At 70.1% G+C, this 23,187-nt stretch carries 22 protein-coding genes and 1 rRNA gene; 15 read left to right on the forward strand and 8 right to left on the reverse strand.

Annotation, left to right across the window (positions count from 1 at the left end; translation table 11 throughout):
• Positions 1 to 117: 117 nt before the first annotated feature.
• Complete coding sequence (locus tag ACZ5XS_RS12915; RefSeq protein ID WP_468650559.1) at positions 118 to 960, reverse strand: SCO4651 family lipoprotein; 843 nt, start codon at positions 958 to 960, stop codon at positions 118 to 120.
• A 516-nt stretch (positions 961 to 1,476) separates the two neighbouring features.
• On the opposite strand from ACZ5XS_RS12915, the gene ACZ5XS_RS12920 reads away from it, so the two are divergent.
• Positions 1,477 to 3,045, forward strand: coding sequence for an FAD-binding oxidoreductase (locus ACZ5XS_RS12920; RefSeq protein ID WP_468650561.1), 1,569 nt, complete (start codon positions 1,477 to 1,479; stop codon positions 3,043 to 3,045).
• A 27-nt stretch (positions 3,046 to 3,072) separates the two neighbouring features.
• On the opposite strand, the gene ACZ5XS_RS12925 is transcribed toward ACZ5XS_RS12920, so the two are convergent.
• From ACZ5XS_RS12925 to ACZ5XS_RS12945, 5 genes are all read right to left on the reverse strand, one after another.
• Positions 3,073 to 3,777, reverse strand: coding sequence for a phosphatase PAP2 family protein (locus ACZ5XS_RS12925; RefSeq protein ID WP_468650563.1), 705 nt, complete (start codon positions 3,775 to 3,777; stop codon positions 3,073 to 3,075).
• A 233-nt stretch (positions 3,778 to 4,010) separates the two neighbouring features.
• Positions 4,011 to 4,955 (reverse strand): C40 family peptidase, encoded by a 945-nt coding sequence (locus ACZ5XS_RS12930; protein ID WP_468650603.1) that lies wholly within the window; start codon positions 4,953 to 4,955, stop codon positions 4,011 to 4,013.
• Between the two features lie 113 nt (positions 4,956 to 5,068).
• Positions 5,069 to 6,814 (reverse strand): serine/threonine-protein kinase, encoded by a 1,746-nt coding sequence (locus tag ACZ5XS_RS12935; RefSeq protein ID WP_468650565.1) that lies wholly within the window; start codon positions 6,812 to 6,814, stop codon positions 5,069 to 5,071.
• A gap of 22 nt (positions 6,815 to 6,836) precedes the next feature.
• Positions 6,837 to 7,580: a trypsin-like serine peptidase gene (locus tag ACZ5XS_RS12940; RefSeq protein ID WP_468650567.1), complete on the reverse strand. Its 744-nt coding sequence runs from the start codon at positions 7,578 to 7,580 to the stop codon at positions 6,837 to 6,839.
• A gap of 42 nt (positions 7,581 to 7,622) precedes the next feature.
• On the reverse strand, positions 7,623 to 8,054 hold the full coding sequence (locus ACZ5XS_RS12945) for an ATP-binding protein (protein WP_468650569.1): 432 nt from the start codon (positions 8,052 to 8,054) through the stop codon (positions 7,623 to 7,625).
• Between the two features lie 196 nt (positions 8,055 to 8,250).
• Here ACZ5XS_RS12945 and ACZ5XS_RS12950 point away from each other — a divergent pair, with 196 nt between their 5' ends.
• The 10 genes from ACZ5XS_RS12950 (at position 8,251) to ACZ5XS_RS12995 (ending at position 18,733) form a co-directional block, all read left to right on the forward strand.
• Entirely contained in the window at positions 8,251 to 9,093 is an 843-nt protein-coding gene (locus tag ACZ5XS_RS12950) for a helix-turn-helix domain-containing protein (protein ID WP_468650571.1), read from the forward strand.
• A gap of 11 nt (positions 9,094 to 9,104) precedes the next feature.
• A complete protein-coding gene (locus ACZ5XS_RS12955) occupies positions 9,105 to 9,293 on the forward strand; it encodes a DUF397 domain-containing protein (RefSeq protein ID WP_468650573.1) in 189 nt (62 codons plus the stop codon).
• On the forward strand, positions 9,286 to 9,537 hold the full coding sequence (locus tag ACZ5XS_RS12960) for a DUF397 domain-containing protein (protein ID WP_468650575.1): 252 nt from the start codon (positions 9,286 to 9,288) through the stop codon (positions 9,535 to 9,537). The genes ACZ5XS_RS12955 and ACZ5XS_RS12960 overlap by 8 nt, the downstream gene beginning before the upstream one ends.
• Before the next feature lie 271 nt (positions 9,538 to 9,808).
• The gene (locus tag ACZ5XS_RS12965; protein WP_468650577.1) at positions 9,809 to 11,140 is read left to right on the forward strand and encodes a S53 family peptidase; all 1,332 of its coding nucleotides are present in this window, start codon (positions 9,809 to 9,811) and stop codon (positions 11,138 to 11,140) included.
• Between the two features lie 431 nt (positions 11,141 to 11,571).
• Positions 11,572 to 11,880 (forward strand): hypothetical protein, encoded by a 309-nt coding sequence (locus ACZ5XS_RS12970; RefSeq protein WP_019526682.1) that lies wholly within the window; start codon positions 11,572 to 11,574, stop codon positions 11,878 to 11,880.
• Positions 11,881 to 12,077: 197 nt separating this feature from the next.
• Positions 12,078 to 12,917: a DUF8175 domain-containg protein gene (locus tag ACZ5XS_RS12975; protein ID WP_468650580.1), complete on the forward strand. Its 840-nt coding sequence runs from the start codon at positions 12,078 to 12,080 to the stop codon at positions 12,915 to 12,917.
• On the forward strand, positions 12,907 to 14,238 hold the full coding sequence (locus tag ACZ5XS_RS12980; RefSeq protein WP_468650582.1) for a hypothetical protein: 1,332 nt from the start codon (positions 12,907 to 12,909) through the stop codon (positions 14,236 to 14,238). Before ACZ5XS_RS12975 ends, ACZ5XS_RS12980 begins: the two co-directional genes overlap by 11 nt.
• Positions 14,235 to 15,794 carry an SCO6880 family protein gene (locus tag ACZ5XS_RS12985; RefSeq protein ID WP_468650584.1) on the forward strand — a complete coding sequence of 520 codons (1,560 nt, stop codon included), beginning with the start codon at positions 14,235 to 14,237 and terminating at the stop codon, positions 15,792 to 15,794. The genes ACZ5XS_RS12980 and ACZ5XS_RS12985 overlap by 4 nt, the downstream gene beginning before the upstream one ends.
• 12 nt (positions 15,795 to 15,806) lie before the next feature.
• Entirely contained in the window at positions 15,807 to 17,222 is a 1,416-nt protein-coding gene (locus ACZ5XS_RS12990) for an ATP-binding protein (protein WP_217241445.1), read from the forward strand.
• Between the two features lie 20 nt (positions 17,223 to 17,242).
• Entirely contained in the window at positions 17,243 to 18,733 is a 1,491-nt protein-coding gene (locus ACZ5XS_RS12995) for a type IV secretory system conjugative DNA transfer family protein (protein ID WP_468650586.1), read from the forward strand.
• Between the two features lie 5 nt (positions 18,734 to 18,738).
• On the opposite strand, the gene ACZ5XS_RS13000 is transcribed toward ACZ5XS_RS12995, so the two are convergent.
• Positions 18,739 to 19,290 (reverse strand): GNAT family N-acetyltransferase, encoded by a 552-nt coding sequence (locus ACZ5XS_RS13000; protein WP_468650587.1) that lies wholly within the window; start codon positions 19,288 to 19,290, stop codon positions 18,739 to 18,741.
• Positions 19,291 to 19,384: 94 nt separating this feature from the next.
• On the opposite strand from ACZ5XS_RS13000, the gene ACZ5XS_RS13005 reads away from it, so the two are divergent.
• The 4 genes from ACZ5XS_RS13005 to ACZ5XS_RS13020 are packed head-to-tail and all read left to right on the forward strand — an operon-like array spanning position 19,385 to position 23,044.
• A complete protein-coding gene (locus ACZ5XS_RS13005) occupies positions 19,385 to 20,305 on the forward strand; it encodes an ABC transporter ATP-binding protein (protein WP_468650589.1) in 921 nt (306 codons plus the stop codon).
• Positions 20,302 to 21,087, forward strand: a complete 786-nt coding sequence (locus ACZ5XS_RS13010; RefSeq protein ID WP_468650591.1) for an ABC transporter permease — start codon at positions 20,302 to 20,304, stop codon at positions 21,085 to 21,087. Before ACZ5XS_RS13005 ends, ACZ5XS_RS13010 begins: the two co-directional genes overlap by 4 nt.
• Positions 21,088 to 21,110: 23 nt before the next feature.
• Entirely contained in the window at positions 21,111 to 22,370 is a 1,260-nt protein-coding gene (locus ACZ5XS_RS13015) for a sensor histidine kinase (protein WP_468650605.1), read from the forward strand.
• Positions 22,367 to 23,044, forward strand: a complete 678-nt coding sequence (locus ACZ5XS_RS13020) for a response regulator (protein ID WP_468650593.1) — start codon at positions 22,367 to 22,369, stop codon at positions 23,042 to 23,044. The genes ACZ5XS_RS13015 and ACZ5XS_RS13020 overlap by 4 nt, the downstream gene beginning before the upstream one ends.
• Before the next feature lie 48 nt (positions 23,045 to 23,092).
• Here ACZ5XS_RS13020 and rrf read toward each other — a convergent pair.
• Positions 23,093 to 23,187, reverse strand: a 5S ribosomal RNA gene (gene rrf / locus ACZ5XS_RS13025); the annotation flags it as partial.

Consider the following 23,187-nt stretch of genomic DNA (forward strand, 5'->3'; position numbering starts at 1 on the left):
CCTCTTCTCTGCCGTCACCGACTTCCTAGAGTAGGGAGCGGCACACACACTGCGCATGGCACGGACGGGCTAGTCCTTGACGCCCGCACGGGCCCGCGCCCATGGCCGAACAGGCCCTCACTCCTCAGCGATCCTGCCCGCGTAGATGTCACCGGTGGCCGGAAGCCGTACGTCGGCGGCGATCCCGAAGTCGTACAGCAGCGTCGTGGAAGCGACCGCCACGGTCCCCTCCCGCTGCCCGTTCAGGAAGCTGAACCGGTGCCGGATCTTGCGGATGCGCCCCTCGTCGTCGAGATAGACGTCGAACGGCACGCGAGCCGTGGCGAACCCTTTCGCCGCTGCCGCGAGCGGCCCCTTGTTCCCGGCGGACGCCTCGTGCGCCGCCCGCCGAAGATCCGCGACCCCCCGGTAGTGCCGCACCGCCGTCCCCGCGACCTCGGTCTTTCCCACATACGTCGCCGTCCGCGTCCCGCGCAGCACCTCGGCGGCGGCGAACGGGTCCGTGGCCCCGCCGGTCACGAGGTTCCCGTCGGTCAGCGTGGCGGTGTCGACCCGCACCCACTTGTCGGCGGGCACCCCGGCGCCCCGGTTCTTCATGAACAGCGCCCCGGGAGCGAGCAGTTCGGTGATGGGCCGATGCCTGCTGGTGCCCGCCGGATCCTGCGGCAGCATCACCTTCAACCGCCCCAGCCGGCGCCGGTAGTCGTACACACCGTGGCCGCGGATGGTGACCCGGGTCCCCCCGGTGGCCATCTCCATGGACGTACGGGCCTTCGAACTCCCCGCGTCCACCAGGGTGTCGGCGGCCCGGTGCAAGGTCTCGACCGGATCCCCGGCCCGCGCGTCCGCGTCGAGGGCGGCACCGCTCCCGGAGCACCCCGCGGCCCCGAAGCAGACACCGGCCAAGACCCCCACCGCGACGACCACACCACCCAGCCGACCGTGCTGCCGCTCCGCCATCGCCTTACCCCCAGCCGGTACGCCGTCACGGGCCCCCTGTCGTTCCGCCTAACGACGAGCAGACGGGGGTCGTCACGCGCGTACCAACCCTTTACCCGGCCTGGGTAACGTTGTCGGCGTGGCGCAGCAGGACAGGATCCCCCCGCCCCCCGACCGAACGACCCACCGCACGACAACCGTCGAAAAGGGCCGCTTCTGCACAGCCCACTGCACCTGCGGCTGGCGCGGCCCGGCCCGCAGGGCAAGAAGCTCAGCAAGAGCAGACGCGGAGGCCCACCTGCCCGACTGAACCAACCCCGTCACCCTGCGGGCCCCCACACCGTCAAACTGCGGGCAGTCGTGCCGCTGGGGCGGCACGGGTGGGCGCAGCCGGCACCCCGCAACGCCGGGCTGCGCACCCACCCCCAGCGCCGGCCCCGGCCCCGCCCGCCCCGGCCCGGCCCCGCACCAGGGAACCCTCACCCCCCATCCACCGTCTCGTTCCACGAAGGCCCGACGAAAGGCACAGGCAGGGACATGGATCGGCGCACACTCATCGCCGCCGGCGCAGCCGCCCTCACGGCCGCGGCCACAGCCTGCACGGCCGGCGACGCGGGCTCGGGCTCGGGCAACGGGACACCGACGACAACCTCCCGGTCCCCCTCGCACCCCGCGTCCAAGTCGACCACCGCCGCCACCCCCGCCACCTGGTCCGCCCTCGCCCGCACCCTCGACGGTCCCCTCGTCCGCCCCGGCGACACCGACTGGCCGGCGGCCCGCCAGCTGTACAACACCCGCTTCGACGCCCTGAAACCGGCCGCGGTCGCCTACGTCGCGCACAACGACGACATCCGCACGGCCCTCTCCTACGCCCGAACACACACCCTCCACGTGGCGATCCGCAACGGCGGCCACTCCTACGCCGGCTGGTCCTCGGGCAACGGCCGCCTGATCATCGACGTCTCGAAACTCGACCGGGTCCGAGCAAGCGGCAACACGGCAGTCGTCGGCGCCGGCGCCAAGCTGATCGACGTCTACCGAGCCCTCGCCGCGAAGGGCGTGACCATCCCGGCCGGCTCCTGCCCCACCGTCGGCGTCTCCGGTCTCACCCTCGGCGGCGGCCACGGAGTCGTCTCCCGCGCCTACGGCCTGACCTGCGACAGCCTCACTCAGGCCACCCTGATCACCGCTGACGGCAAGCAGCTCACCGCGAACGCCACGGACCACAAGGACCTCTTCTGGGCCCTGCGAGGCGCGGGCAACGGCAACTTCGGCGTCGTGACGGAACTGCGCTTCAGGACCCACCCGGCCTCGCAGGCGGTGACGGCGTACCTGTCCTGGCCGTGGTCGAGGGCCGCGGCCGTCGTCCGGGCCTGGCAGGAGTGGGGCCCGAGCCGGCCGGACGAGATCTGGTCGTCCCTGCACCTGGCGGGAAGCTCCGGCGGCCACGCCACCGTCTCGGTCGCCGCCTTCTCCCTCGGCACGTACGGCGAACTCCAGAACGCGGTCGACCGCCTCGCGGACAAGGTGGGCGCCCCGGCAAGCAGCGTCGCCCTCCGCCGCCGGGGCTACGAGGAGGCGATGGAGATCTACGCGGGCTGCTCGTCCTTCTCGACGGACGCGATGTGCCACCTGCCCGGCGCGACCCCCGGCCGCTCCCCGCAGGGAGCGCTGGGCCGGGAGACCTACGCGGCAAGGTCGGACTTCTTCGACAGTTCACTCTCCCCCGCCGCGGTCCAGACCCTCCTCAAGCAGCTGAGGTCCGTCCGCGGCGGCTCGGGCAGCATCGCGTTCACGGCCCTCGGCGGAGCCGTCAACCGCGTCTCCCCCACGGCGACGGCGTTCGTCCACCGCCGCTCCCGGATGCTGGCCCAGTACATCGCCTCCTGGCGGGCCGGCACGAACGGCTCGACCGCCGAGGCCTGGCTGACCGGGGCCCACACGGCCATGAAGCCGTACGCCTCGGGCGCGGCGTACCAGAACTACACGGACCCGACCCTCAAGGACTGGCGCAGGGCGTACTACGGCGATGCGGCGACCCGCCTGGCACAGCTGAAGAAGCAGTACGACCCGAACCGCTTCTTCACCTACCCCCAGGCCCTGTAGGACACCGGAAGGCTTTGGGGGACGCGCCTACGCGGCCAGGTCCCGCTCCTCGGTTTCGGCCTCGTGCCGGGCTCCCGGAATCACCGCGTCCTGCCCGTCGTACGACCGCCCCCGCGTCCGGACCAGCCACCCGGCCCGCGGCGACCGCTCGACGGCCTTGACCACGGGCGTCAGCAGAGCCATGGCCACGGGTGAGAGCAGCAGCGCGACAGCCGTGCCGAGCGCGAATCCGCCGACCACGTCCGTCGGGTAATGCACACCCATGTAGATCCGGCAGAAGCCTTCGAGCAGCGCGAGCCCGAGTCCGAAGAACCCGAACTTCCGGTTGGCGACGAAGAGTCCGACGCCCATGGCCATGGTGATGGTGGCGTGGTCGCTCACGAAGGAGTAGTCGGTCTTGCCGGAGACGAGGACGTCCAGCCCCTGGTGGGTGAGGAAGGGCCGGGGCCGTTCCACGAATCCTCGTATCGGCACGTTCACCAGTACCGCGATGCCGGCGGCGAGCGGCGCCCAGATCAGGGCGGCCACGGACGACGCCGCGTCCTCACCGCCCCGCCGCCGCACGGACCACCAGCACCACACCACGAGCAGCACCATGGCGAGCAGCAGTCCGTACTCACCGACGTACTCCATGGCCCGGTCGAACCAGGCCGGCGCGTCCTTGGCGAGGCCGTTGATGTCGTACAGCAGATCGACGTCAGGGTTCGACCCGGATTCTGCGAGTCCAGCCATGGCGCACGGCCCCTTCGTCGTCTCTCCCGGCGCGCCCTAGCGCGCATCGCTGTTGCCCACCCCCGTGGTGTGTAGATCCGCATACGCCGACTGTGACGTCCGTCGTCCGCTCAGCTACGTCATCAGGAACGCACGACTCCCGTTGATACGTTCCACACTCCACCGAATGATCACTCAGACGTTATCGAAGAGAGACTCATCACTGCAGCTCAGGTGGCAGGTTCACGCTCGGTTCACACCGTTGTGGGCAGCGCTTTCGCGCCATCTTCGGTGACCCGGGTGGCTCCGAAGTAGTCAGGAGTGTCGATCGGGTCGAACCGGATGACAGCACCCGTTCTCGGCGCATCGATCATGTACCCGCCACCCACATAAATGCCCACATGCCGGATGGCCCGCGAGTCGGTCAGGTCGTCCGAGAAGAACACCAGGTCCCCGGGCAGCAGCTCACTCCTGGCCGGATGCGGACCAGCGTTGTATTGATCATTGGCAACCCGCGGCAGCGTAATCCCCACACTGTCGTACGCGGCCTGCGTCAGCCCCGAACAGTCGAACCGTCCGCCCTGCTCAGCGGTACCGGTACCGCCCCACAGGTAGGGCGTGCCCAGCTTCTTCTGCGCGTAGTAGATGGCACCGGCGGCCTGCTTCGACGGGTCGACCCGGCTGACGGGAGCGGCGAAGCTGTCCTCCAGGGAGCGGATCCTCTTGACGTAGTTCTGCGTCTCGCTGATGGCCGGAACCCCACCTGCCTTTATGACGCGGTAGGCACCCGCGTTGTAGGCGGCCAGCATGTTGTTCGTGGTGTCGCCGGGCACGTCCTTGACGTACTTCGCGAGTTCGCAGTCGTAGGACGCGGCCGATGGAATCGCGTCATTCGGGTCCCAGATGTCGCGGTCGCCGTCGCCGTCGCCGTCGATTCCGTGCGTGGCCCAGGTACCGGGGATGAACTGGGCGATGCCGCGCGCGTCGGCGTGACTGGTCACGTCCGGATTCCAACCGCTCTCCTGGTACAGCTGGGCGGCGAGCAGTGCCGGGTTGATGGCGGAGCAGAGGTTGCCCCACTTCTGGACGAGGGGCTGATAGGCAGCAGGCACCGACCCCTTGGCCAACGCCTTGGTCGCCCCGCTCACCCCGTTCACGAGGTTCCCGGCCACGACGTACACACCGACCACGAGCAGCATCACGAAGCTCAGGCCGAGCCCGACAGACACACCACCGATCACCCAGACTTTGCGCACGGCTCAACCCTCCCCCATATCGCCGCTGTTCAAGGCCATTTCAGGTGAGAGTGGCGTCATTTCACCGTGAAGCCGTCACACATGATGCTGGTGTAGTCGTCGGGCGTGCGGATGTGGTGGAACTCCACGGTCCAGTCACCGGGGTCGTTGGTGAGCGGGATGGAGGGCTCCGGCTTGCCCTTGATCCAGGAGTGGAAGTCGTCCGGGTAGGTGACGTACTTCCAACTCGTCGGATCGCTGCCACTGTGGATGTCGACGGGCTTGCTCAGGTAACCGATGTTCGGGTTGTCGCTCAGGATCCCCTCGATGGGCTTACCGGTGTCCGGGTCGATGACGTGCGGCGGCTTCACGCTGACGGTCACGTAGTACGGCTCCTTGGCACCGGCCGTGCCGCCGCCCCGAAACCCAAGCTGAACCTTGTTCCCGAAGGAGTGGGTCTCCGAGGTCTCGCTGGGGGCATCGGGATCGCTGATGGACCCCAGGAAACCCTCGACCGCCCTCTCCCCAGGGGGCAACTGGCATTCGCCGGTGGCCGAGCTCCACAGCACACGGTCGATCTTGTCCCCCGCGTACGCGGGCGCACCCGCCGCCGGCTCCGACGCCGCCGGTGACTCGGCCGACTTCGAGGCGGACGGAGACGCAGCCGCGCCACCCCCCGCCTTCTGGCCGTCGTCCTTCTTGTCGTCCGGCGCCAACAGGATGAACGCCGTCCCCGCCCCCACGGCGACCACCATGGCCCCCACCGCGAGCCACAGCACGCCCCGGCGGCGGCCGGCCTGTGGCGGCCGGCTCAGCTCCGTGGGCGTATAGCCGTACCCCGCCCCGGCCGTCGGCAAGTCGTGCGGGCTCGCCGGTGCGTAGGCGGGAGGCGCCACCGGCCCGGCGACCGACTGCACGGTCGGCGTCCGCGGCACCGCCCCCGCCCGGCCCGCCGCCGGCGTCTGCGGTACCGCCTCCGCCAACTGCGCGAGCCCGGCGTAGAACGGATCCTCCACGAGCGCCGCCCGCACCCCGCACCGGGCGATCACCTCACCGAGTCCCGGCCGCACCGACGGGTCCTTGGCCACGCACGCCTCGATGAGCGACGCCAGCCCCGGCTCCACGCCGAGGACGTCGACGGGCTCGTGGACGGCCCGGTAGCTCACCCCCGCGGCCTCGCCCATGCCGAAGGGCGGCCTGCCGGTCGCCGCGTACGCGAGCGTCGCTCCCAGCGCGAAGACGTCCGCCGCCGGTCCGACCTCGTTCCGCAGCAACACCTCGGGCGCGGTGTATCCGGGCGTGCCGGGCGCGAACCCGGCTTCGGTGAGCGCGGTCTGGCCCGCGCCCCGCGCGATCCCGAAATCGATGAGCTGCGGCCCCTGCGCGGCGAGGATCACGTTCTGCGGCTTGAGGTCCCGGTGCGTGACCCCGTGCGTGTGTACCGCGGCGAGCCCCTCGGCCAGCGCGGCGAACACCCCACGGCACGCCTCGGGAGGCAACGCCCCCCGCTCCCCCACCGCCTGACTCAACGTCGGCCCCGACACGAACTCCGTCGCCAGCCAGTACGGCGCCGCTTCCAGCGAGGCGTCGATCAGGTTCGCCGTGTACGCGCTGCGCACGGCCCGAACCGTCTCCACCTCCCGCCGGAACCGCGCCAGCGCCTCCGGATGGTCGGTGATCTCGTCCCGGATCACCTTGATCGCGACCAGCCGCCCCCCGGGCGACCGTGCGAGATAGACCTGCCCCATCCCGCCGGCCCCGAGCCGTGCGAGCAGCGTGTACGCGCCTATGTGCGCCGGGTCCCGATCCTTCAGTGCATCCACCGAACTGACCCTGCCACAGAGATCAGTTCGCCGCAGGACCCTTTGTCGCGGACCGGTACAGCGAGGCCGCCTCCGCCCCCAGAACCACGCTGTACGACACGTCCGCCGTGGCCCCGCCCGCCTCGTGCCCGCCCAGCACGCCCACCACCTCCCCGTCCCCGTTCACCCACGGACTGCCGCTGGTCCCCCCGCTCAACCCGGGACACGCGATGCGCTGCTGCGTACGACTGTGCGATGTCGGCCTGTTGGTGCAGCGGACCGGCACCTCATGGGAGGCGGGATATCCGGTGACGGTCACTGCGGTCGCCCCGGTCGCCCTCCCGACGGCGAACCGGTTCCCGCCCCCGACGACATCCTCGACCCCTCGCCCACCCCGCTCGGTGACGACGGCGAAGGCGACATCACTGTCCTCGTCCTGCCTCTCGGCCCACCCGCCGGGCAGATACCGCCGCCGCACCCGCCACGCGCCGTAGGGTGCGTGGCCGTCCCGGTACCCGGGCACGAACACCAGGTTCTCCGACCCTCCGTCAAGACAGTGCGCGGCGGTGACGACGAGGTCCCGACCCGGGCTGTCCACGACGGACGCGGTGCAGAAATGCCGGCCTGCGGCGAACAGGGCCCCCACTCGGGCGGTCTGCGGGGTCGCCACGGCGACGGCGGTCACCCCGAAGGGGCCGGCACCGTCGTCGGCGGCCGCCTCGGAGGCAGAGGTGACGGCGAGCAGGAGAGTGACGGCGTAGAGGACGGGACGTGGCGTGCGCTTCATCGCAGTACAGCGTTCCGCACGAAGGTGAGAGCCTGGTCAGCCCTACCCGCACTCCGCCCACAACAGCTTCCCACCCTGCCAAGCCCCCGACGCCCGCAACACGGACGCGCCCCACGAATCCGAGCAGGCCCGCACCAGGTGCAGCCCTCGGCCGCCTTCCGCGGTGTCGGGCGGTACGGCGTCCACAGCGTCGTCGCCACGCGTGAACCCGGCCGGGACACGCGGATCACCGTCCCACACGGCGACTCGGAGCCGCCCGGGTTCCATCGCGCGCAGACGGAGGGCATAGGGGCCGCGGGTGTGGACGTGGGCGTTGGTGAGCAGTTCGGAGGCGAGGAGTTCGGCGGTGGGGAGAAGGGCGGTGAGGTCGTGCGCGGCGAGGACGGTACGGAGGGTTGAGCGGGCGATGCCCGGTGCGCGCGGATCGTGCGGGAGGTGCAGGGTGTAGGCCCAGGCCGGGGATACGGTGGCCATGGAAGTCTCCGATCACTGAGGGGAGTTGGGTGTGTGCGTACGGTTTACCCAGTGGCGGTGCCGTCCCGTCGGCCGGTGCGCTTCTGGGCGAGGGGCCCAGTTGTAAGGTAGCGGCATGCAGTGAATACATTCACTGATTCTCACTGATCGCATTCACTACCACTCGTGTGAGTGACAGCAAGGAGGCGACAAGCCTGTGAGGAACCCGACGGGTCGCCAACTACGCTTCGGGACTGAGCTGCGCAAACTCCGCGAGCGAGCCGGTCTGACCGCGACCGAGGCGGGTCAACTGCTGGGCATCAAGCAGGCGCAGGTCAGCAACATGGAGGCCGGACGCGTAGGCGTGAGCGCCGAGAGAGTTCGCGCGGTGGCCTGCCATTACGACTGCCAGGACCAGGCCCTCGTCGAGGCGGTCGCCGGCATGACGGGCGACCGGAATCGAGGCTGGTGGGAGGAGTACCGCGAGATCCTGCCCGCCGTGCTCCTCGATCTGGCCGAGGTCGAACACCACGCAGTGCGCCTGCGGACAGCCATCACCGTCCACATGCCCGGCCTGCTCCAGACCACGGAGCACGCGCGCGCGTTGTTCCGCCAAGTCGTGCCCGAGCTCTCGCCGCCCGACATCGAGCACCGCGTCTCGTTCCGCATCAAGCGCCAAGCCGTGATCTTCCGGAACCCGCCTACCCCGTACCACGCTCTTGTCCACGAGGCCGCTCTGCGCATGCAGTTCGGCGGGACCGCAACCGCGCGGACGCAGTTGCTGCATCTGCTGGACATGAGCGAGCGGGACCACATCACCATCAAGGTGCTTCCGTTCGCCGCCGGAGGCTTCCCGGGATCAGGACAGTCGATCTTCTACTCCAGCGGCCCGGTACCTCAGCTCGACACCGTCCATCTCGACCAGTCCCACGGCCCCGTCTTTCTTGATGCCGAAGCCCAGCTCCACAAGTACCGAGTACTTCTCGACCGTATGGAGGCCAACGCCCTCCCGCCCGAGAAGTCGCGGGACCTCATCCACTCCATCGTCCAGGACCTGTGAAGGGAACCCAGATGTCCGAGCACACCTGGCGGAAGTCGTCCTTCTGTGGCGAGGGCGACTCATGCGTCCACATCGCCACCACGGACGAAACGATCCGCCTCACCGAATCCGGCGACCCCACCGCAGCGATACTCACCGCCACCCCCGCCGCCTTCGACGCCCTCCTCACCGCACTGAAGAAAGAACCCGGCCGTGTCTGACATCCCCACCGACCTCACCTGGACCCGGGCCGCCCCGCCGGAGGCAACCGGCCCTGGCCCCTGGATCGAGATCGCCTTCGGCGAGGGCGACGACGGCGACACGCCCGTCTACCTCCGCGAGACCAGCGCCCCGGACAACGTGGTCACCACGAACCGCCGCAAGTGGGACGCGTTCGTACTCGGCGTCCAGGCAGGCGAGTTCGACCACTTCGTGGAGGGGGCCGAGAACCCGCCGTACGCGTAAGGCGCCTGAGCCCTCCGCACCTCGACGCAACCTGTGCGTCGACTGTGTCCCGGGTCAAGCCACGGCCATCCCCCCGCCATCACGCGGCCATTGATCAGCAATCCCCCAACCCCCTTCAGTAAGGCGGAAGTCAGGATTCCGCTGCCCACCTTGTTGTCACGTACTCAACAAGCAACAGTCGTCGGCGGGCCGCCGCCCGCCGCCGGGGACCACGTACCGGTGGCATCAGCACCCGCACTGCCCCTGTCAACCACTCTCAGGAGGCTGTACGTTGCGTACGACACCCCCCAACTCCCCCGCCACCCGGCGCAGATGGACCCGCAGCGCATCCGCCGCCGTGGCCACCGCCGCGCTCGTGTTCGCCGGACTCGGCACCGCGGCCGGCCAGGCGAGCGCCACCCCCGAAGCCACCAGCGCCGCCAAGACCACCTCCTCCAAGGTCACCTGGTCGGCCACCCCCTGTGCCACGCCCAAGAAAAAGGGCGAACTGGCCTGCAACTCCCTGCGCGTCACCGGCGGCCTCACCGCCTTCCAGAAGCAGCAGGCGACAAAGGACAGCGTCACTCCGAAGGCCGCCGACGCCACCACCCCCTCCGGCTACGGCCCCTCAGACCTCCAGTCCGCCTACGGCCTGACCTCCGCCGCCTCCACCAAGGGTTCCGGCGAGACCATCGCGATCGTCGACGCCTACGACGACCCGAACGCCGAGGCCGACCTCGCGAAGTACCGCTCGTACTACGGCCTCTCCACCTGCACCACCGCCAACGGCTGCTTCAAAAAGGTCGGCCAGACCGGCTCCACGACCTCCCTCCCCGCCGCCGACAGCGGCTGGGCCGAGGAGATCTCCCTCGACCTCGACATGGCCAGCGCCACCTGCCCGAACTGCAGCATCACGCTCGTCGAGGCGACGTCCGCCAGCATGGCCAACCTCGGCACGTCCGTGAACGAGGCCGTCAAGCTCGGCGCCAGGTTCGTCTCCAACAGCTATGGCGGCTCGGAGTCCTCCTCGGACACCTCGTACGACTCCTCGTACTTCAACCACCCCGGCGTCGCCATCACCGTCAGCGCCGGCGACTCCGCCTACGGCGCCGAATACCCGGCCGCCTCCAAGTACGTCACCTCCGTCGGCGGCACCAGGCTCGCCACCTCCTCCACCACCCGCGGCTGGACCGAGAGCGTGTGGAAGACCAGCACCACCGAGGGCACCGGCTCCGGCTGCTCCAAGTACGACGCCAAGCCGAGCTGGCAGACCGACACCGGCTGCACCAAGCGCATGATCTCGGACGTGTCGGCCGTCGCCGACCCGGCGACCGGCGTCTCGGTCTACGACTCCTACGGCGTCACCGCCGGCTGGTACACCTTCGGCGGCACCAGCGCCTCCTCGCCCATCATCGCGAGCGTCTACGCCCTCGCCGGCACGCCGTCCAGCAGCTCCTACCCGGCCCAGTTCCCGTACAAGGCCGCCGGCACCTCGGCGCTCAACGACGTGACCTCCGGCAACAACGGCAACTGCTCCACGAGCTACTTCTGCACCGCCGGCTCCGGCTACGACGGACCGACCGGCTGGGGCACCCCGGAGGGCACCGGCGCCTTCACCGGCTGATCCACCGTCATCAGATCGCGCCGGACCGGGCCGTGGGGGCCCACCGGCGTCACGGGGGCGAACGGGCCGCGGCATCCCGCCGCGGCCCGTTCGCCATGAGAACATTCTTCCCGACCACTCACCCGACTGGCCGTCACCCACCGCGTCCGGTCGTGAAAAGGGGTCAACGACGGAACCACACGACAGGTTCCGCTCAGGCCTCATTGCCCGGCGTGACCTGCCGTGATACACAGAGTGACGATACGATTCCTCGTATACCGTCCCGCACCCGTCCGAGGGACTCTCGCGAGCCGGTGACAAGGTATTCGTATGAAAACCGCCAACCGATGACGCCAAGTCGACATACGACAGCGACATTGTCGGCGAGAATGATGCCTGACCTCTGCGCCCGTGCAGGGGACGCGGACTACCCACCAGGGGCGGTGACTTACATGCTCTTTGCGGCCGACGAGGGAGACATCAACACCATCATCGGGGGGATCGCTCCGGACTGGGGCCCCTTCGGCAGCCTGGGCAACGAGGCGAAGGTGATGATCGAGGTCGTGATGGCGGTGGCCATCCTGCTCTGCCTCGGCATCGCCATCTGGGGCGCGGCCAAACAGCGCATCGGCGCCACCGCCCTGCGGGACACCTTCAGCGCGGAACAGGGCAAGGGCCTCATCATCGCGGGCCTCACCGGAGTCTTCATCATCGGCTCCCTCGGCACGCTCTTCACCATCGTGTACGGCATGGCCGTGTAGGCACGGCGTCCGGTCGACGCACCTCCACTCCGGCCGGGCGCGCCCGGTTTCCCCCTACCCCACCCGTCCGTCGTGCCCACCGGCTGAGGTTGCGTTTCCCTGATGTCGAGTCACCACACCGCGCCCGCGCGGGAACCAGCACGGCTACCGTCGTACTCCTACGTGTTTCCGCACGACGTCGAGGGGGCGTACGCGGCATGACTCTCGGGGACGACCACGAGCCGGGTTCCTCCGGCGGCTACGGCGGTACCGGCCAGACCCGCACGACCCGCCTGCCCGACCGCGACCACGACGTCTACGGCGGTGCGCGAAGAGGCGGCCGCTCCTCCTCCCGCAGCCTGGTCACGGTCGTCGGCGTCATCGTCCTCCTCATCGCAGCGATCGCCTTCGCGAACCGCGGAGGAGACGATTCCGCATCCACGGACGACGTGGCCTCCCAGCCGGAGGCCGCGTCGACGGCAGCGAGCGGAAACCGTCCGGTGACGAAAAAGGCGGGCGGGATTCCGACGGGGTTCGCGCACGACGAGCAGGGTGCGCAGAGTGCGGCCGCCAACTACGCGGTGGCGCTGGGGTCGGCCGACATGTTCAACAAGGCGAAGCGGGACGCGCTCCTGCAGACCATCCTGGCGCCCTCCCGGATCCCGGCCCTGAAGGCAACGCTGGACAAGGCATACACACCCCAGTTCAACAAGAACGTCGGCCTGAACGAGGACGGCTCCGCACCGTCGGGCTACACCTTCGTGTCTCGGACAAGCCCGGTCGGCACAAGCGTCACCGAAGCCTCCGCGAACAGCGCGAGCGTCGCGGTCTGGTGCAACGGCCTCCTCGGCCTCGCGGGCGAGAACTCCACGAACCCGGTCACGAGCAGCTGGTTCACCATCGACATGAAGCTGCAATGGACCAGCGGTGACTGGAAGATCGTGACGCACTCCCAGAAGGAAGGCCCAGCCCCGGTCCCCGGGGACGATCGGGCCTCCAGCGCCGATGAGATGGCGAAGGCCGTCGAAGAGTACGGAGGGTTCACGTATGCCCGCTAAACACCGTGTACTCAAGGTGGCCGCTGTCATCACGGCAGTACAGACCACAGCGGTACTCACGGCCACGCGCGCCTTCGCGGCACCCACTCCTACGCCGTCACCGACCGACAGCAGCGACTGCTCGCTGATCGCCCCTCCCGCCAGGAAGTACTGCGAAGAGGGCGGTTCCGGAGGTGGCGGCTCCACCGGCACCGGCACCCCCAGCCTCACCGACACCCTCGACCCCCTCTCCTCCCTCGCCAAGGGCTGCGCCGACGCCGCCGCCTGGACCGTCGACAAGCTCAGCGAAGCCGTCAAAGAGACCGCGAACGTCGACTTCACGAACACCAAGTTCCTCCAGCAGTACGCCGTCGTCTTCGCCGCGTCGACGATCCTCACGCTTCTGCTGTGGCTGCTGGCCGTGGCCAAGCGGGCCGTCAGGGGCGTGCCCGTCACCACCGCCATCTCCGAGGCGATCGGGTTCCTCTGGCTGACCGTCCTGGCGTCCGCCTTCACGCCCCTGATCCTCTACACGGTCGTATCGGCGACGGACGGCGTATCGGAGGTCCTCGCGAAGACCACCGGCGATCAGACCGACACCTTCTTCGGCACGTTCTCCGGCGCCCTCAGCAAGGGCGAGGACATCGGCGGCGGCCCCATCATGCTGATCGTCGTGTCGCTGGTCAGCATCCTGGCCGCCGGCGTGCTGTGGCTTGAGCTGGTCATCAGGGCCGCGCTCCTCTACGTCGGTGCCCTCCTCGGCACCGTCGTCTACGCCGGCCTGGTCGACAAGAACCTCTGGGGCCACGTCCGCCGCTGGGCGGGCATCATGATCGCCGTCATCCTCGTCAAACCGGTCATCGTCATCGTGCTCGGTCTGGCCGGTGCGCTCTCCGCGGAGGACGGCCCCGACGCCTTCTCCGCCGTCGTCTCCGGCCTCGCCATCATCCTGCTCGCGATCTTCGCCAGCGCGATGATCTACCGTTTCGTCCCCGGCTTCGGCGACGAGATCGCGAACTCCCGCAGCAACCGCATCATGCAGGGCGCGGAGGGCAAGGCGGCGGCCGCCATCAGCTCTCCCGCGACCCTCGTCGCCCAGGGCATCAAAACGCACAGCGCCCGCGCCGACAACGGCGGCGGCGGGAGCAGCTCCGGCGGTGCCCGCCCGAGCAACCCCGTATCCGGCGGGGTCGCCGCGCACAGCACCCGCACACCGAACGGAGGCGGCGGATCTGTCCCCTCCGCCGCACCCGCTCCCCGCGCCGGCAGCCCGGTGAACACCCCGCACGCCAGCAACACACGCAACAGCAGTACCAACCGCACGGGAGGTGAAGGGCGTTGACGACCGAGTCCCACGTGTCCCATCCGGTCACGCCCCGCCGTACATATCTGATCGGCCGCGCCCGGCCGAACGCGATCGTCGGCAGGAATCGTGAGACCGGCGAGATCGCGCTCATCATCGGCGGCGCGTTCCTCGGCATGATGTGCGGTCTCCTCGTCCCGGTACTGACCCTGCGCATCGTGCTGCTGATGGGCTTCCCGATGCTCGCGCTGGCGGCGGTCTACGTGCCGTACAAGCGCCGCACCTTCTACAAGTGGTTCGAGATCAACCGCAGCTACAAGCGCACCCTCAAGCAGGGCACCACCTACCGCTCCGGCGTGATGGAGGCCGGCACCCACCTCGACGGCCGTGAGGTGGAGATCGGCTCGCCGCCCGGCATCGGCCGCATCAACTGGCTGGCCGCCCCGTTCGGCCCCGACGAGATCGCCGTACTGCTGCACGCGGACCGTCGCACGGTCACCGCCGCGATCGAGATCGAGGGGCCCGGCGTCGGCCTGCGCGACTCCGAGGACCAGGAATCCCTCGTCGACCGCTTCGGCACCCTCCTCAAGCACGTGGCCAACGGCGACGGCTTCGTCACCCGGCTGCAGATGCTCGCCCGCACCCTGCCCGCCGACCCCGACGCCCACGCCAAGGACGTCGCCATGCGCGGCGACGAGAAGTCGCTGGGCTGGCTGCAGCAGTCGTACGACCAACTGCAGTCCATGGTGTCCACGAGCAGCGAGCAGCACCGCGCCTACATGGTCGCCTGCATGCACTACACCCGCGAACTCGCCGCCGAGGCCCAGGCCATGGCCCGCGCCGCGCGCCCGCACGGCGGCCGCAAGCTGGACCGGGACGCGGGCCTCGCGGTCGTCATGGCCCGCGAGCTGACCGACATCTGCTCGCGCCTCCAGGAGGCCGACATCCGGGTCCGGCAGCCGCTGGGCCAGGGCCGCCTCGCCTCGCTCATCCACTCCATGTACGACCCCGACCACCCGATCGACCACATCCAGGCGATGACCCAGCGCAACGCCTGGCCGGCCGAACTGGACGCCATGGATCCCAACTTCCTCCAGGCGAAGACCCGGGAGTCCTCGACCCGCGCCCCCTGGTGCCACGCCACGGCGTGGGTGAAGGAGTGGCCGATGACCCCGGTCGGCGTCAACTTCCTCGCGCCGCTCCTCGTCCACACCCCGGACGTCATCCGAACGGTCGCCGTGACGATGGATCTCGAGCCGACCGAGGTAGCCATTGAACGCATGCTGACCGAGAAGACCAACGACGAGGCCGAGGCCTCCCGCGCCGCCAAGATGAACCGCACCGTCGACCCGCGCGACATCGCCGCCCACAACCGCCTCGACCAGCGGGGAGAAGACCTCGCGAGCGGCGCGGCCGGCGTGAACCTGGTGGGCTACATCACCGTCTCCTCCCGCACTCCCGAGGCCCTGGCCCGCGACAAGCGGACCATCCGGGCCTCGGCCGGAAAGTCGTACCTGAAGCTGGAGTGGTGCGATCGCGAGCACCATCGCGCCTTCGTGAACACCCTTCCGTTCGCCACCGGCATCCGAAGGTAGAGGGGCAGCCGCATGCGGGATCCGATGACCATCCTCACCGACGCCTTCACGTCCTTCCTCTTCGGCAAGGTCGAGACGACCCGCCTGCCGGTACGCACCTCCACTGGCCAGGCCCAGGCGGTCTACCTCCCGACCGCCGCCCCCGGCCTCGGCGACTCGGGCGTCATCATCGGCCGCGAGGTCTACTCCGGGAAGGGGTACATCTACGACCCCTTCCAGCTGTACGGCCAGCAGCTCCCGGCCCCGCACTGGCTGGTGCTGGGAGAGTCCGGCAACGGCAAGTCGGCGCTGGAGAAGACGTACGTCCTGCGCCAGCTGCGCTTCCGCGACCGCCAGGTCGTCGTCCTCGACGCACAGGGCGAGGACGGGGTGGGCGAATGGAACCTCATCGCGCAGGAGCTGGGGATAACTCCCATCCGGCTGGACCCGATGGCGGCTCTGGACATGGGGATCCGGCTCAACCCGCTCGACCCGGCGATCACCACGACCGGGCAGCTCGCCCTGCTCAGGACCATCATCGAGGTCGCACTGGGCCACGGCCTCGACGAGCGCTCCGGCTTCGCGCTCAAGGTCGCCCACGCCTACGTCAACGAGACGATCGTCGAACGCCAGCCGGTGCTGACGGACATCGTCGAGCAGCTACGGCACCCGGAGCCGGAGTCCGCCGAGGCGATGAACGTCGACATAGACGACGTACGGGCATGGGGCCTGGACGTGGCGCTGGTCCTGGACCGCCTGGTCGACGGTGACCTGCGGGGCATGTTCGACGGCCCCACGACGGTCGGCATCGACCTGGACGCCCCGCTGATCGTCTTCGACCTGTCCCACATCGACCGCAACTCCATCGCCATGCCCATCCTCATGGCCATCGTCGGCGTGTGGCTGGAGCACACCTGGATCCGCCCCGACCGGAAGAAGCGCATCTTCCTGGTCGAGGAGGCCTGGCACATCATCAACAGCCCGTTCGTGGCCCAGCTCTTCCAGCGGCTGCTGAAGTTCGGCCGCCGACTGGGCCTGTCGTTCGTGGCGGTGGTGCACCACCTGAGCGACGTGGTGGACGGGGCGGCGGCGAAGGAGGCCGCGGCCATCCTCAAGATGGCCTCGACCCGGACGATCTACGCCCAGAAGGCAGACGAGGCCAGGGCGACGGGCCGGGTGCTGGGCCTGCCCCGCTGGGCGGTGGAGATCATCCCGTCGCTCACCCCCGGCATCGCCGTCTGGGACGTCAACGGCAACGTCCAGGTCGTCAAACACCTGATCACCGAGACCGAACGCCCCCTGGTCTTCACCGACCGGGCGATGACCGAGTCGTCCGTCGACCACCAGCTCGCGGACGACGCGCTGCGCGCCGCCGAACTGGAGGCCGAGGAACGTGCGGCGGCCTTCGTCGAACAGCACCTCGGCGACTCCGAGTCGACGGTGGCGTAGGAAGAGCGGGGGGAAGAGCCATGAGACCGGGTGACGAGCGCGACCGACGACAGGGCGGCCAGGGAGGCGTCCCCGACGGCCTCCTCGTCGGCATACTCGCCTTCCTCCTCGGCATGACCCTGCTGGCCTGGTCCGCCACGGGCCTGGCCGCCCTGTTCGCCCACGGCGCCTGGCCCGACGGCGTCACCTTCACCCGCACCCCCCTGGCCATCCGCCACCTCGTCGCCCGACCGCACGACATCCCCGGCGCCTGGCCCGACGCACCCGAGTCCGGCCTCTCCGGCTACGGCCTGTTCTGGGGCCTGTTCATCGGCCAGGTCATGATCCTCGTCGTCCTGACGGTGTTCGTGCTCGGCACGGTGGTGCGATGGAGGGCGGTGCGGGCACGCAGGCGGAGGCAACTGGTGGAGCCGGTGCCGGAGCCCGGGATGCCCACGGTCGCCGAGGTCCCGGTGCCGCGCGCCGAGCCGGAACCGGAACCGGAACCGGCCAAGGTGCTGCGGGAAGTGGCACCGGTGGAGTCGACTCCCGTGCCGAGCCTCTCGGGCAACGGCGAACGGGCAGCTGGGTGGGAAGCACACCGCGCCGAAGGCCCGGTGCTCTACGGCCCGCCGGAAACCCGCCGGACAACCGCGACCCAGGCCGTACGCGACGCGGAGGGCCCTGCCCTCGTCGTCACCTCGAACCCCGCCATCTGGCAGGACACCAAGGACGCCCGCGCCAAACTCGGCCCGGTCCACGTCTACGACCCCACCCACCGCTGCGACACCCCGGCCCGCCTCCACTGGTCCCCCACCTCGGGCTGCGAGGACAAGCAGACCGCAGCAAAGAGAGCCGTCGCACTCCTCACCCCGGTCCGCCCCACCGCCCGGCTCGACCAAGCGGTCAGCGACACCGCCGAAACGCTCCTGCGCAGCTACCTGCACGCCGCCGCCATCGACGGCCGCACCATCCGCCACGTCCACCGCTGGGCCCAGGGCAACCAGATCCAGGACGCCGTACGCACCCTCCGTACGAACCCCAAGGCAGCCCCCGGCTCCGCGGGCGAACTCGAAGCCGCCCTCACCGCTCACACCGAACGCCGGGACATCGCCCAGGAGTTGACGAGCAGGGCCCTCTCCGCCCTCTTCACGCTCAACATCCGTGAGGCCTGCACACCCAACCGAACCGATGCCCTCGCCCTGGATTCCTTCGTGGACGAAGGGGGCACGCTCTATGTGGTCGGTGAATCCATCGAGGACCCCCGGACCAACCCGGGCGCGATGCCTCTGCTCACCGCTCTCGCCGCAAGCGTGGTCGAGCGCGGCCGGCGCATGGCCGAACGGTCATCCTCCGGTCGCCTCGACCCACCACTGACCCTCGTCCTGGACGACGTCGCCGCCGTGGCCCCGCTCCCCCAGCTCCCGGACCTGCTGGCCGCCGGAACCGACCGCGGTCTGCCGACCCTGGCCCTGCTCCGCTCCCGCGAACAGGCCCGCACCCGCTGGCCCGACACGGAACTCCCGGTGTAGCGGCCTCAGTCACATCCCCGGTCCAGGACGAGCTCCAGCTCCCGCTCCCCCGCGTCCCCCAGCGGCACGATCACCCCGCTCGGCAGGAACCCCACCTTCCGGTAGAACCGCTGGGCCCGCCCGTTCTCCTCGTGCACGATGAGCCGTACCCGCTCGGCCCCCCGCTCCCACGACCACTCCAGCGCGGCGTCGAACAACACCTCGGTCAGCCCGTTCCCCCGCTCCTCGGGCCGCACGAACACCCCGACGAGATGGGTCTGCCTGCGCTCGACCGCGAACCCGGCCCAGTCCGTCGTCCCGGGCTCCTCGACCAGCACGGTCAGCGTCCCGACCCACCGCCCGTCCGGCCCCTCGGCGATGATCTGCTGCGCCCCTTCCGCGCCCTGTGCCGACCCGGCCACCCGCTCCTTCCAGAACGAGTCCGGCTTGGCCGCGGCCTCCTCGTACGTCTCCAGGAAGGCGAGATGCGCCACGGGGTCCCGCAACGCGTCAAGCCGCAACTCCTTCGCGGCGGGCCACTCGTCAGCGCGCACGGACCGGATCACATAGCTGCTCATGCCAGCCACCGTAATACCCGGGTACTACGCCCCTCACCTCGAATACTGCCCCTGGTCCGACGCCCGCCGCCCTCGCCCGGACGAGCATCGGAGCATGATTGCGGCACAGGACCTCACCAAACGCTACGGCGGCAAGACCGTCGTCACCGACCTCTCCTTCACCGTCCGCCCCGGCACGGTCACCGGCTTCCTCGGCCCGAACGGCGCCGGCAAGTCCACGACCATGCGTATGATCCTCGGCCTGGACGCCCCCACCCACGGCCACGCCACCGTCGGCGGACGCGCCTACGCCACCCACCCGGCGCCCCTCCACGAGGTCGGCGCCCTCCTGGAGGCCCGCTCGGTCCACCCCGGCCGCACCGCCCACCACCACCTGCGCGCCCTCGCCCACACCCACGGCATCCCGAAGTCCCGCGTCGACCACGTCCTGGACCTGACCGGCCTGACCGAAGTCGCCCACCGCCGCGTCAAGGGCTTCTCCCTCGGCATGGGCCAACGCCTCGGCATCGCCGCCGCGTTGCTGGGCGATCCCGCCATCGTCGTCCTCGACGAACCGGTCAACGGCCTCGACCCCGAGGGCGTCCTGTGGATCCGCAACCTCCTCAAGTCCCTCGCCGCGGAAGGCCGTACGGTCTTCGTCTCCTCGCACCTGATGAGCGAGATGGCTCTCACCGCCGAGCACCTGGTCATCATCGGCCGCGGCCGCCTCCTGGCCGACACCACGGTCACCGACTTCGTACGACAGTCAGGAGCGGGCACCGTCAAGGTCCTCACCCCGGAAGCGGAAACCCTTTTACGACTGCTCTCCGCACCCGGCATCGACCTCACCACCCCCGCCCCGGGAACCCTCGAAGTCCGCGGCACGGACGCCGAACACATCGGCCGCACCGCTGCCGCCCACGGCATCCCCCTCTTCGAACTCACCCCGAACACCGCCTCGCTGGAGGAGGCCTTCATGGACCTCACGCGCGACGCGGTGGAGTTCACCGCGACCCTGGAAGGAGCCGCGGCATGAGCACCACCGCACCTGTGGCGACGTACCGGGTGACCCCGTCCCGGGTCCTGCGCTCGGAGTGGCACAAGCTCTGGACCCTGCGCTCCACCTGGATCACCCTCGTCGCCACGAGCGCCCTGACCCTCGCCATGGGCGCGGGCATCAGCGCCGCCTACGACGGCAGCGGCGAAGCCGAGCTCGACACGGTCGTCCTGGTCCTCCTCGGCACCCAGTTCGCCCAGGTCAACCTGGGCGTCCTGGGCATCCTGTGCACCGCCGGCGAGTACTCCACCGGCCAGATCAGGGCGACGATGACAGCGGTCCCGAGCCGCCTGCCCGTCCTCTGGTCGAAGGCCGCCGTCCTCGCCGCGGTCGCCTTCGCCCTCACCCTGTGGACGAACCTGCTCACCTTCCCCCTCGCCCAGTCCTTCCTCTCCGGCACCGACCACGCCGCCTCCCTCGGCGACCCGGGCATCCTGCGCGCCCTCGTCGGCAACGCGGCCGGCCTCGCCCTGCTCACCGTCCTGGCCCTCGGCATCGGCGCCCTCGCCCGCTCGGTGCCGATCGCCACCGGCGCGATCATCGGCCTCGTGATGATCGTGCCGGAAGTCCTGGCCATGCTCCCGTACGACCTCGTCGACGACGCCGTCCGCTACTTCCCGGGCCGCGCCCTGGAAACCCTCACCACCGCCCAGCCGATGCCGGGCTCGGTCGCACCGGGCCCGGCCCTGCTGGCGATGCTCCTGTGGACGACGGCCACCCTCGCGGCGGCCGCGGCGGTCCTGAAGCGACGGGACGTGTGACGACACGGCAGCAAGCCCTCACCATGGACTCCGTGGCGGAAGAAGGAACGGCCGAGGAACGAACGACGGAACCCCTCACCGAGTACGTCCAACGCGTCAGCCGACGCGTACGCGCCTTCGACCGACGCCACCCCCTGGCCTGGGACCTCCACCTCACCGGCTTCTGGGTGACCGCGGCCCTCCTCCACTACGTCGACGGCGGCTGGCGCACCATCGCACGCGCCCCCGACACTCCGGGCTGGCTGGCCCTCACCCTGAGCCTCGGCCTGACGGTCCCCCTCCTCCGGCGGCGCACCCACCCCCAGGCCGTCCTCCTCGCCATCGCCCCGGCCGCCCTGGTCAACGCCTGGACCGGCGCCACACTCCAGGCCTCCCTGCTCCAGCTGCTCGTCATCTTCCACATCGCCCTGCGCCGGCCCCCGCGCACCCTGTGGTGGGCGACGGTCGTGGTCATCACGCCGGTGGCGGTGGCCGCCGCCCGCCATCCTCGGGGAAGCGCGGACCAGGACATCGTCCCGGTACTGATGTCCGTCGTCGTCGCGGCAGCCATCGGCATCACGGTCCGTACCCGCCGCGCCTACACCGAGGCCCTGGAGGACCGCGCCCGCCGCCTGGAGACCGAACGCGACCAGCAGGCACGCCTCGCCGCCGCCGCCGAACGCGCCCGCATAGCCCGCGAGATGCACGACATCATCGGCCACAACCTCTCCGTCATCACCGGCCTGGCCGACGGTGGCCGCTACGCGTCCGCCAAGTCCCCCGAGCGAGCCGCCCAGGCCCTCACGGCCATCTCCACCACCAGCCGCCAGGCCCTCACCGAGCTCCGCCGCCTCCTGGACGTCCTACGCGACGACGAAGGAGAACCGGCACCGGAACTGACCCCCCAGCCCGCCCTCACCGACCTCGACCACCTCATCGACGGCGTACGCTCCGCAGGCCTCCCCGTCCACACCACCGTCCACGGCACCCCGACCCTCCCCGAGGGCCGCCAGCTCACCGTCTACCGCGTCATCCAGGAAGCCCTCACCAACACCCTCAAGCACGCGGGCCCGGGCGCGACGGCACGGATAGAGATCGCGTACGAGGAGAAGGGCGCCGTCACCGCCACGGTGACCGACACCGGCCGCGGCGGCGAGACGGACGACACCGGCGGCGGTCGCGGCCTGCCCGGAATGCGCGAGCGAACAGCCCTGTACGGCGGCACACTTGAGGCCGGCCCACGCCCCCACCCCGAACAGGGCTGGCGCGTCCACCTTCACCTCCCGGAGGAAACCCCGCAGTGACCACGGTCCTCATCGCCGACGACCAGCCCCTGCAACGCTTCGGCTTCCGCATGCTGCTGGAGAGCCAGGACGACATGACGGTCCTGGGCGAGGCGACGAACGGCGCCGAGGCGACCCGCCTGACCGCCGAACTCCACCCTGACGTCGTTCTGATGGACGTCCGCATGCCCGGCCTGGACGGCATCGAGGCCACCCGCCGCATCGTCGCCGCCGGCGCCCGCACCCGCGTCCTCATCCTCACGACCTTCGACCTGGACGAGTACGCCTACGCCGGACTGCGCGCAGGCGCCTCCGGATTCCTCGTCAAAGACGCCCAGCCCGAGGATCTCCTCTCCGGCATCCGCGCGGTGGCCACGGGCGACGCGGTGGTAGCCCCCGGCCTCACCCGCCGGCTCCTGGACACCTACGCCCACCACCTCCCCACCGGAGCACCCGAGGACAACCCGGACCACAGGGAGAACGACCCTCGCCTCGCCCTCCTCACGGACCGCGAACGCGAGATCCTCACGGTCATCGGCCAGGGCTGGACCAACACCGAGATAGCCACCCGCCTCCACCTGGCCGAGTCCACGGTGAAAACCCACGTGGGCCGCGTCCTCGCGAAGACCGGCTGCCGGGACCGCGTGCAGGCGGTGATCCTGGCGTACGACACCGGACTGGTAAAGCCGGCCTGAAACACAAAAAGGCCCACACCGTAAGGTGTGGGCCTTTTCTGAATGATTGTTCGGCGGCGTCCTACTCTCCCACAGGGTCCCCCCTGCAGTACCATCGGCGCTGTAAGGCTTAGCTTCCGGGTTCGGAATGTAACCGGGCGTTT

This window comes from Streptomyces sp. NPDC033131 (assembly GCF_055578365.1).

Coding starts and splice junctions, on each gene's coding strand:
- ACZ5XS_RS12915 (WP_468650559.1), bottom strand. CDS start 960: ATGGCGGAGCGGCAGCACGGTCGGCTGGGTGGTGTGGTCGTCGCGGTG.
- ACZ5XS_RS12920 (WP_468650561.1), top strand. CDS start 1,477: ATGGATCGGCGCACACTCATCGCCGCCGGCGCAGCCGCCCTCACGGCC.
- ACZ5XS_RS12925 (WP_468650563.1), bottom strand. CDS start 3,777: ATGGCTGGACTCGCAGAATCCGGGTCGAACCCTGACGTCGATCTGCTG.
- ACZ5XS_RS12930 (WP_468650603.1), bottom strand. CDS start 4,955: ATGCTGCTCGTGGTCGGTGTGTACGTCGTGGCCGGGAACCTCGTGAAC.
- ACZ5XS_RS12940 (WP_468650567.1), bottom strand. CDS start 7,580: ATGAAGCGCACGCCACGTCCCGTCCTCTACGCCGTCACTCTCCTGCTC.
- ACZ5XS_RS12945 (WP_468650569.1), bottom strand. CDS start 8,054: ATGGCCACCGTATCCCCGGCCTGGGCCTACACCCTGCACCTCCCGCAC.
- ACZ5XS_RS12955 (WP_468650573.1), top strand. CDS start 9,105: ATGTCCGAGCACACCTGGCGGAAGTCGTCCTTCTGTGGCGAGGGCGAC.
- ACZ5XS_RS12970 (WP_019526682.1), top strand. CDS start 11,572: ATGCTCTTTGCGGCCGACGAGGGAGACATCAACACCATCATCGGGGGG.
- ACZ5XS_RS12975 (WP_468650580.1), top strand. CDS start 12,078: ATGACTCTCGGGGACGACCACGAGCCGGGTTCCTCCGGCGGCTACGGC.
- ACZ5XS_RS12980 (WP_468650582.1), top strand. CDS start 12,907: ATGCCCGCTAAACACCGTGTACTCAAGGTGGCCGCTGTCATCACGGCA.
- ACZ5XS_RS12990 (WP_217241445.1), top strand. CDS start 15,807: ATGCGGGATCCGATGACCATCCTCACCGACGCCTTCACGTCCTTCCTC.
- ACZ5XS_RS12995 (WP_468650586.1), top strand. CDS start 17,243: ATGAGACCGGGTGACGAGCGCGACCGACGACAGGGCGGCCAGGGAGGC.
- ACZ5XS_RS13000 (WP_468650587.1), bottom strand. CDS start 19,290: ATGAGCAGCTATGTGATCCGGTCCGTGCGCGCTGACGAGTGGCCCGCC.
- ACZ5XS_RS13005 (WP_468650589.1), top strand. CDS start 19,385: ATGATTGCGGCACAGGACCTCACCAAACGCTACGGCGGCAAGACCGTC.
- ACZ5XS_RS13010 (WP_468650591.1), top strand. CDS start 20,302: ATGAGCACCACCGCACCTGTGGCGACGTACCGGGTGACCCCGTCCCGG.
- ACZ5XS_RS13015 (WP_468650605.1), top strand. CDS start 21,111: ATGGACTCCGTGGCGGAAGAAGGAACGGCCGAGGAACGAACGACGGAA.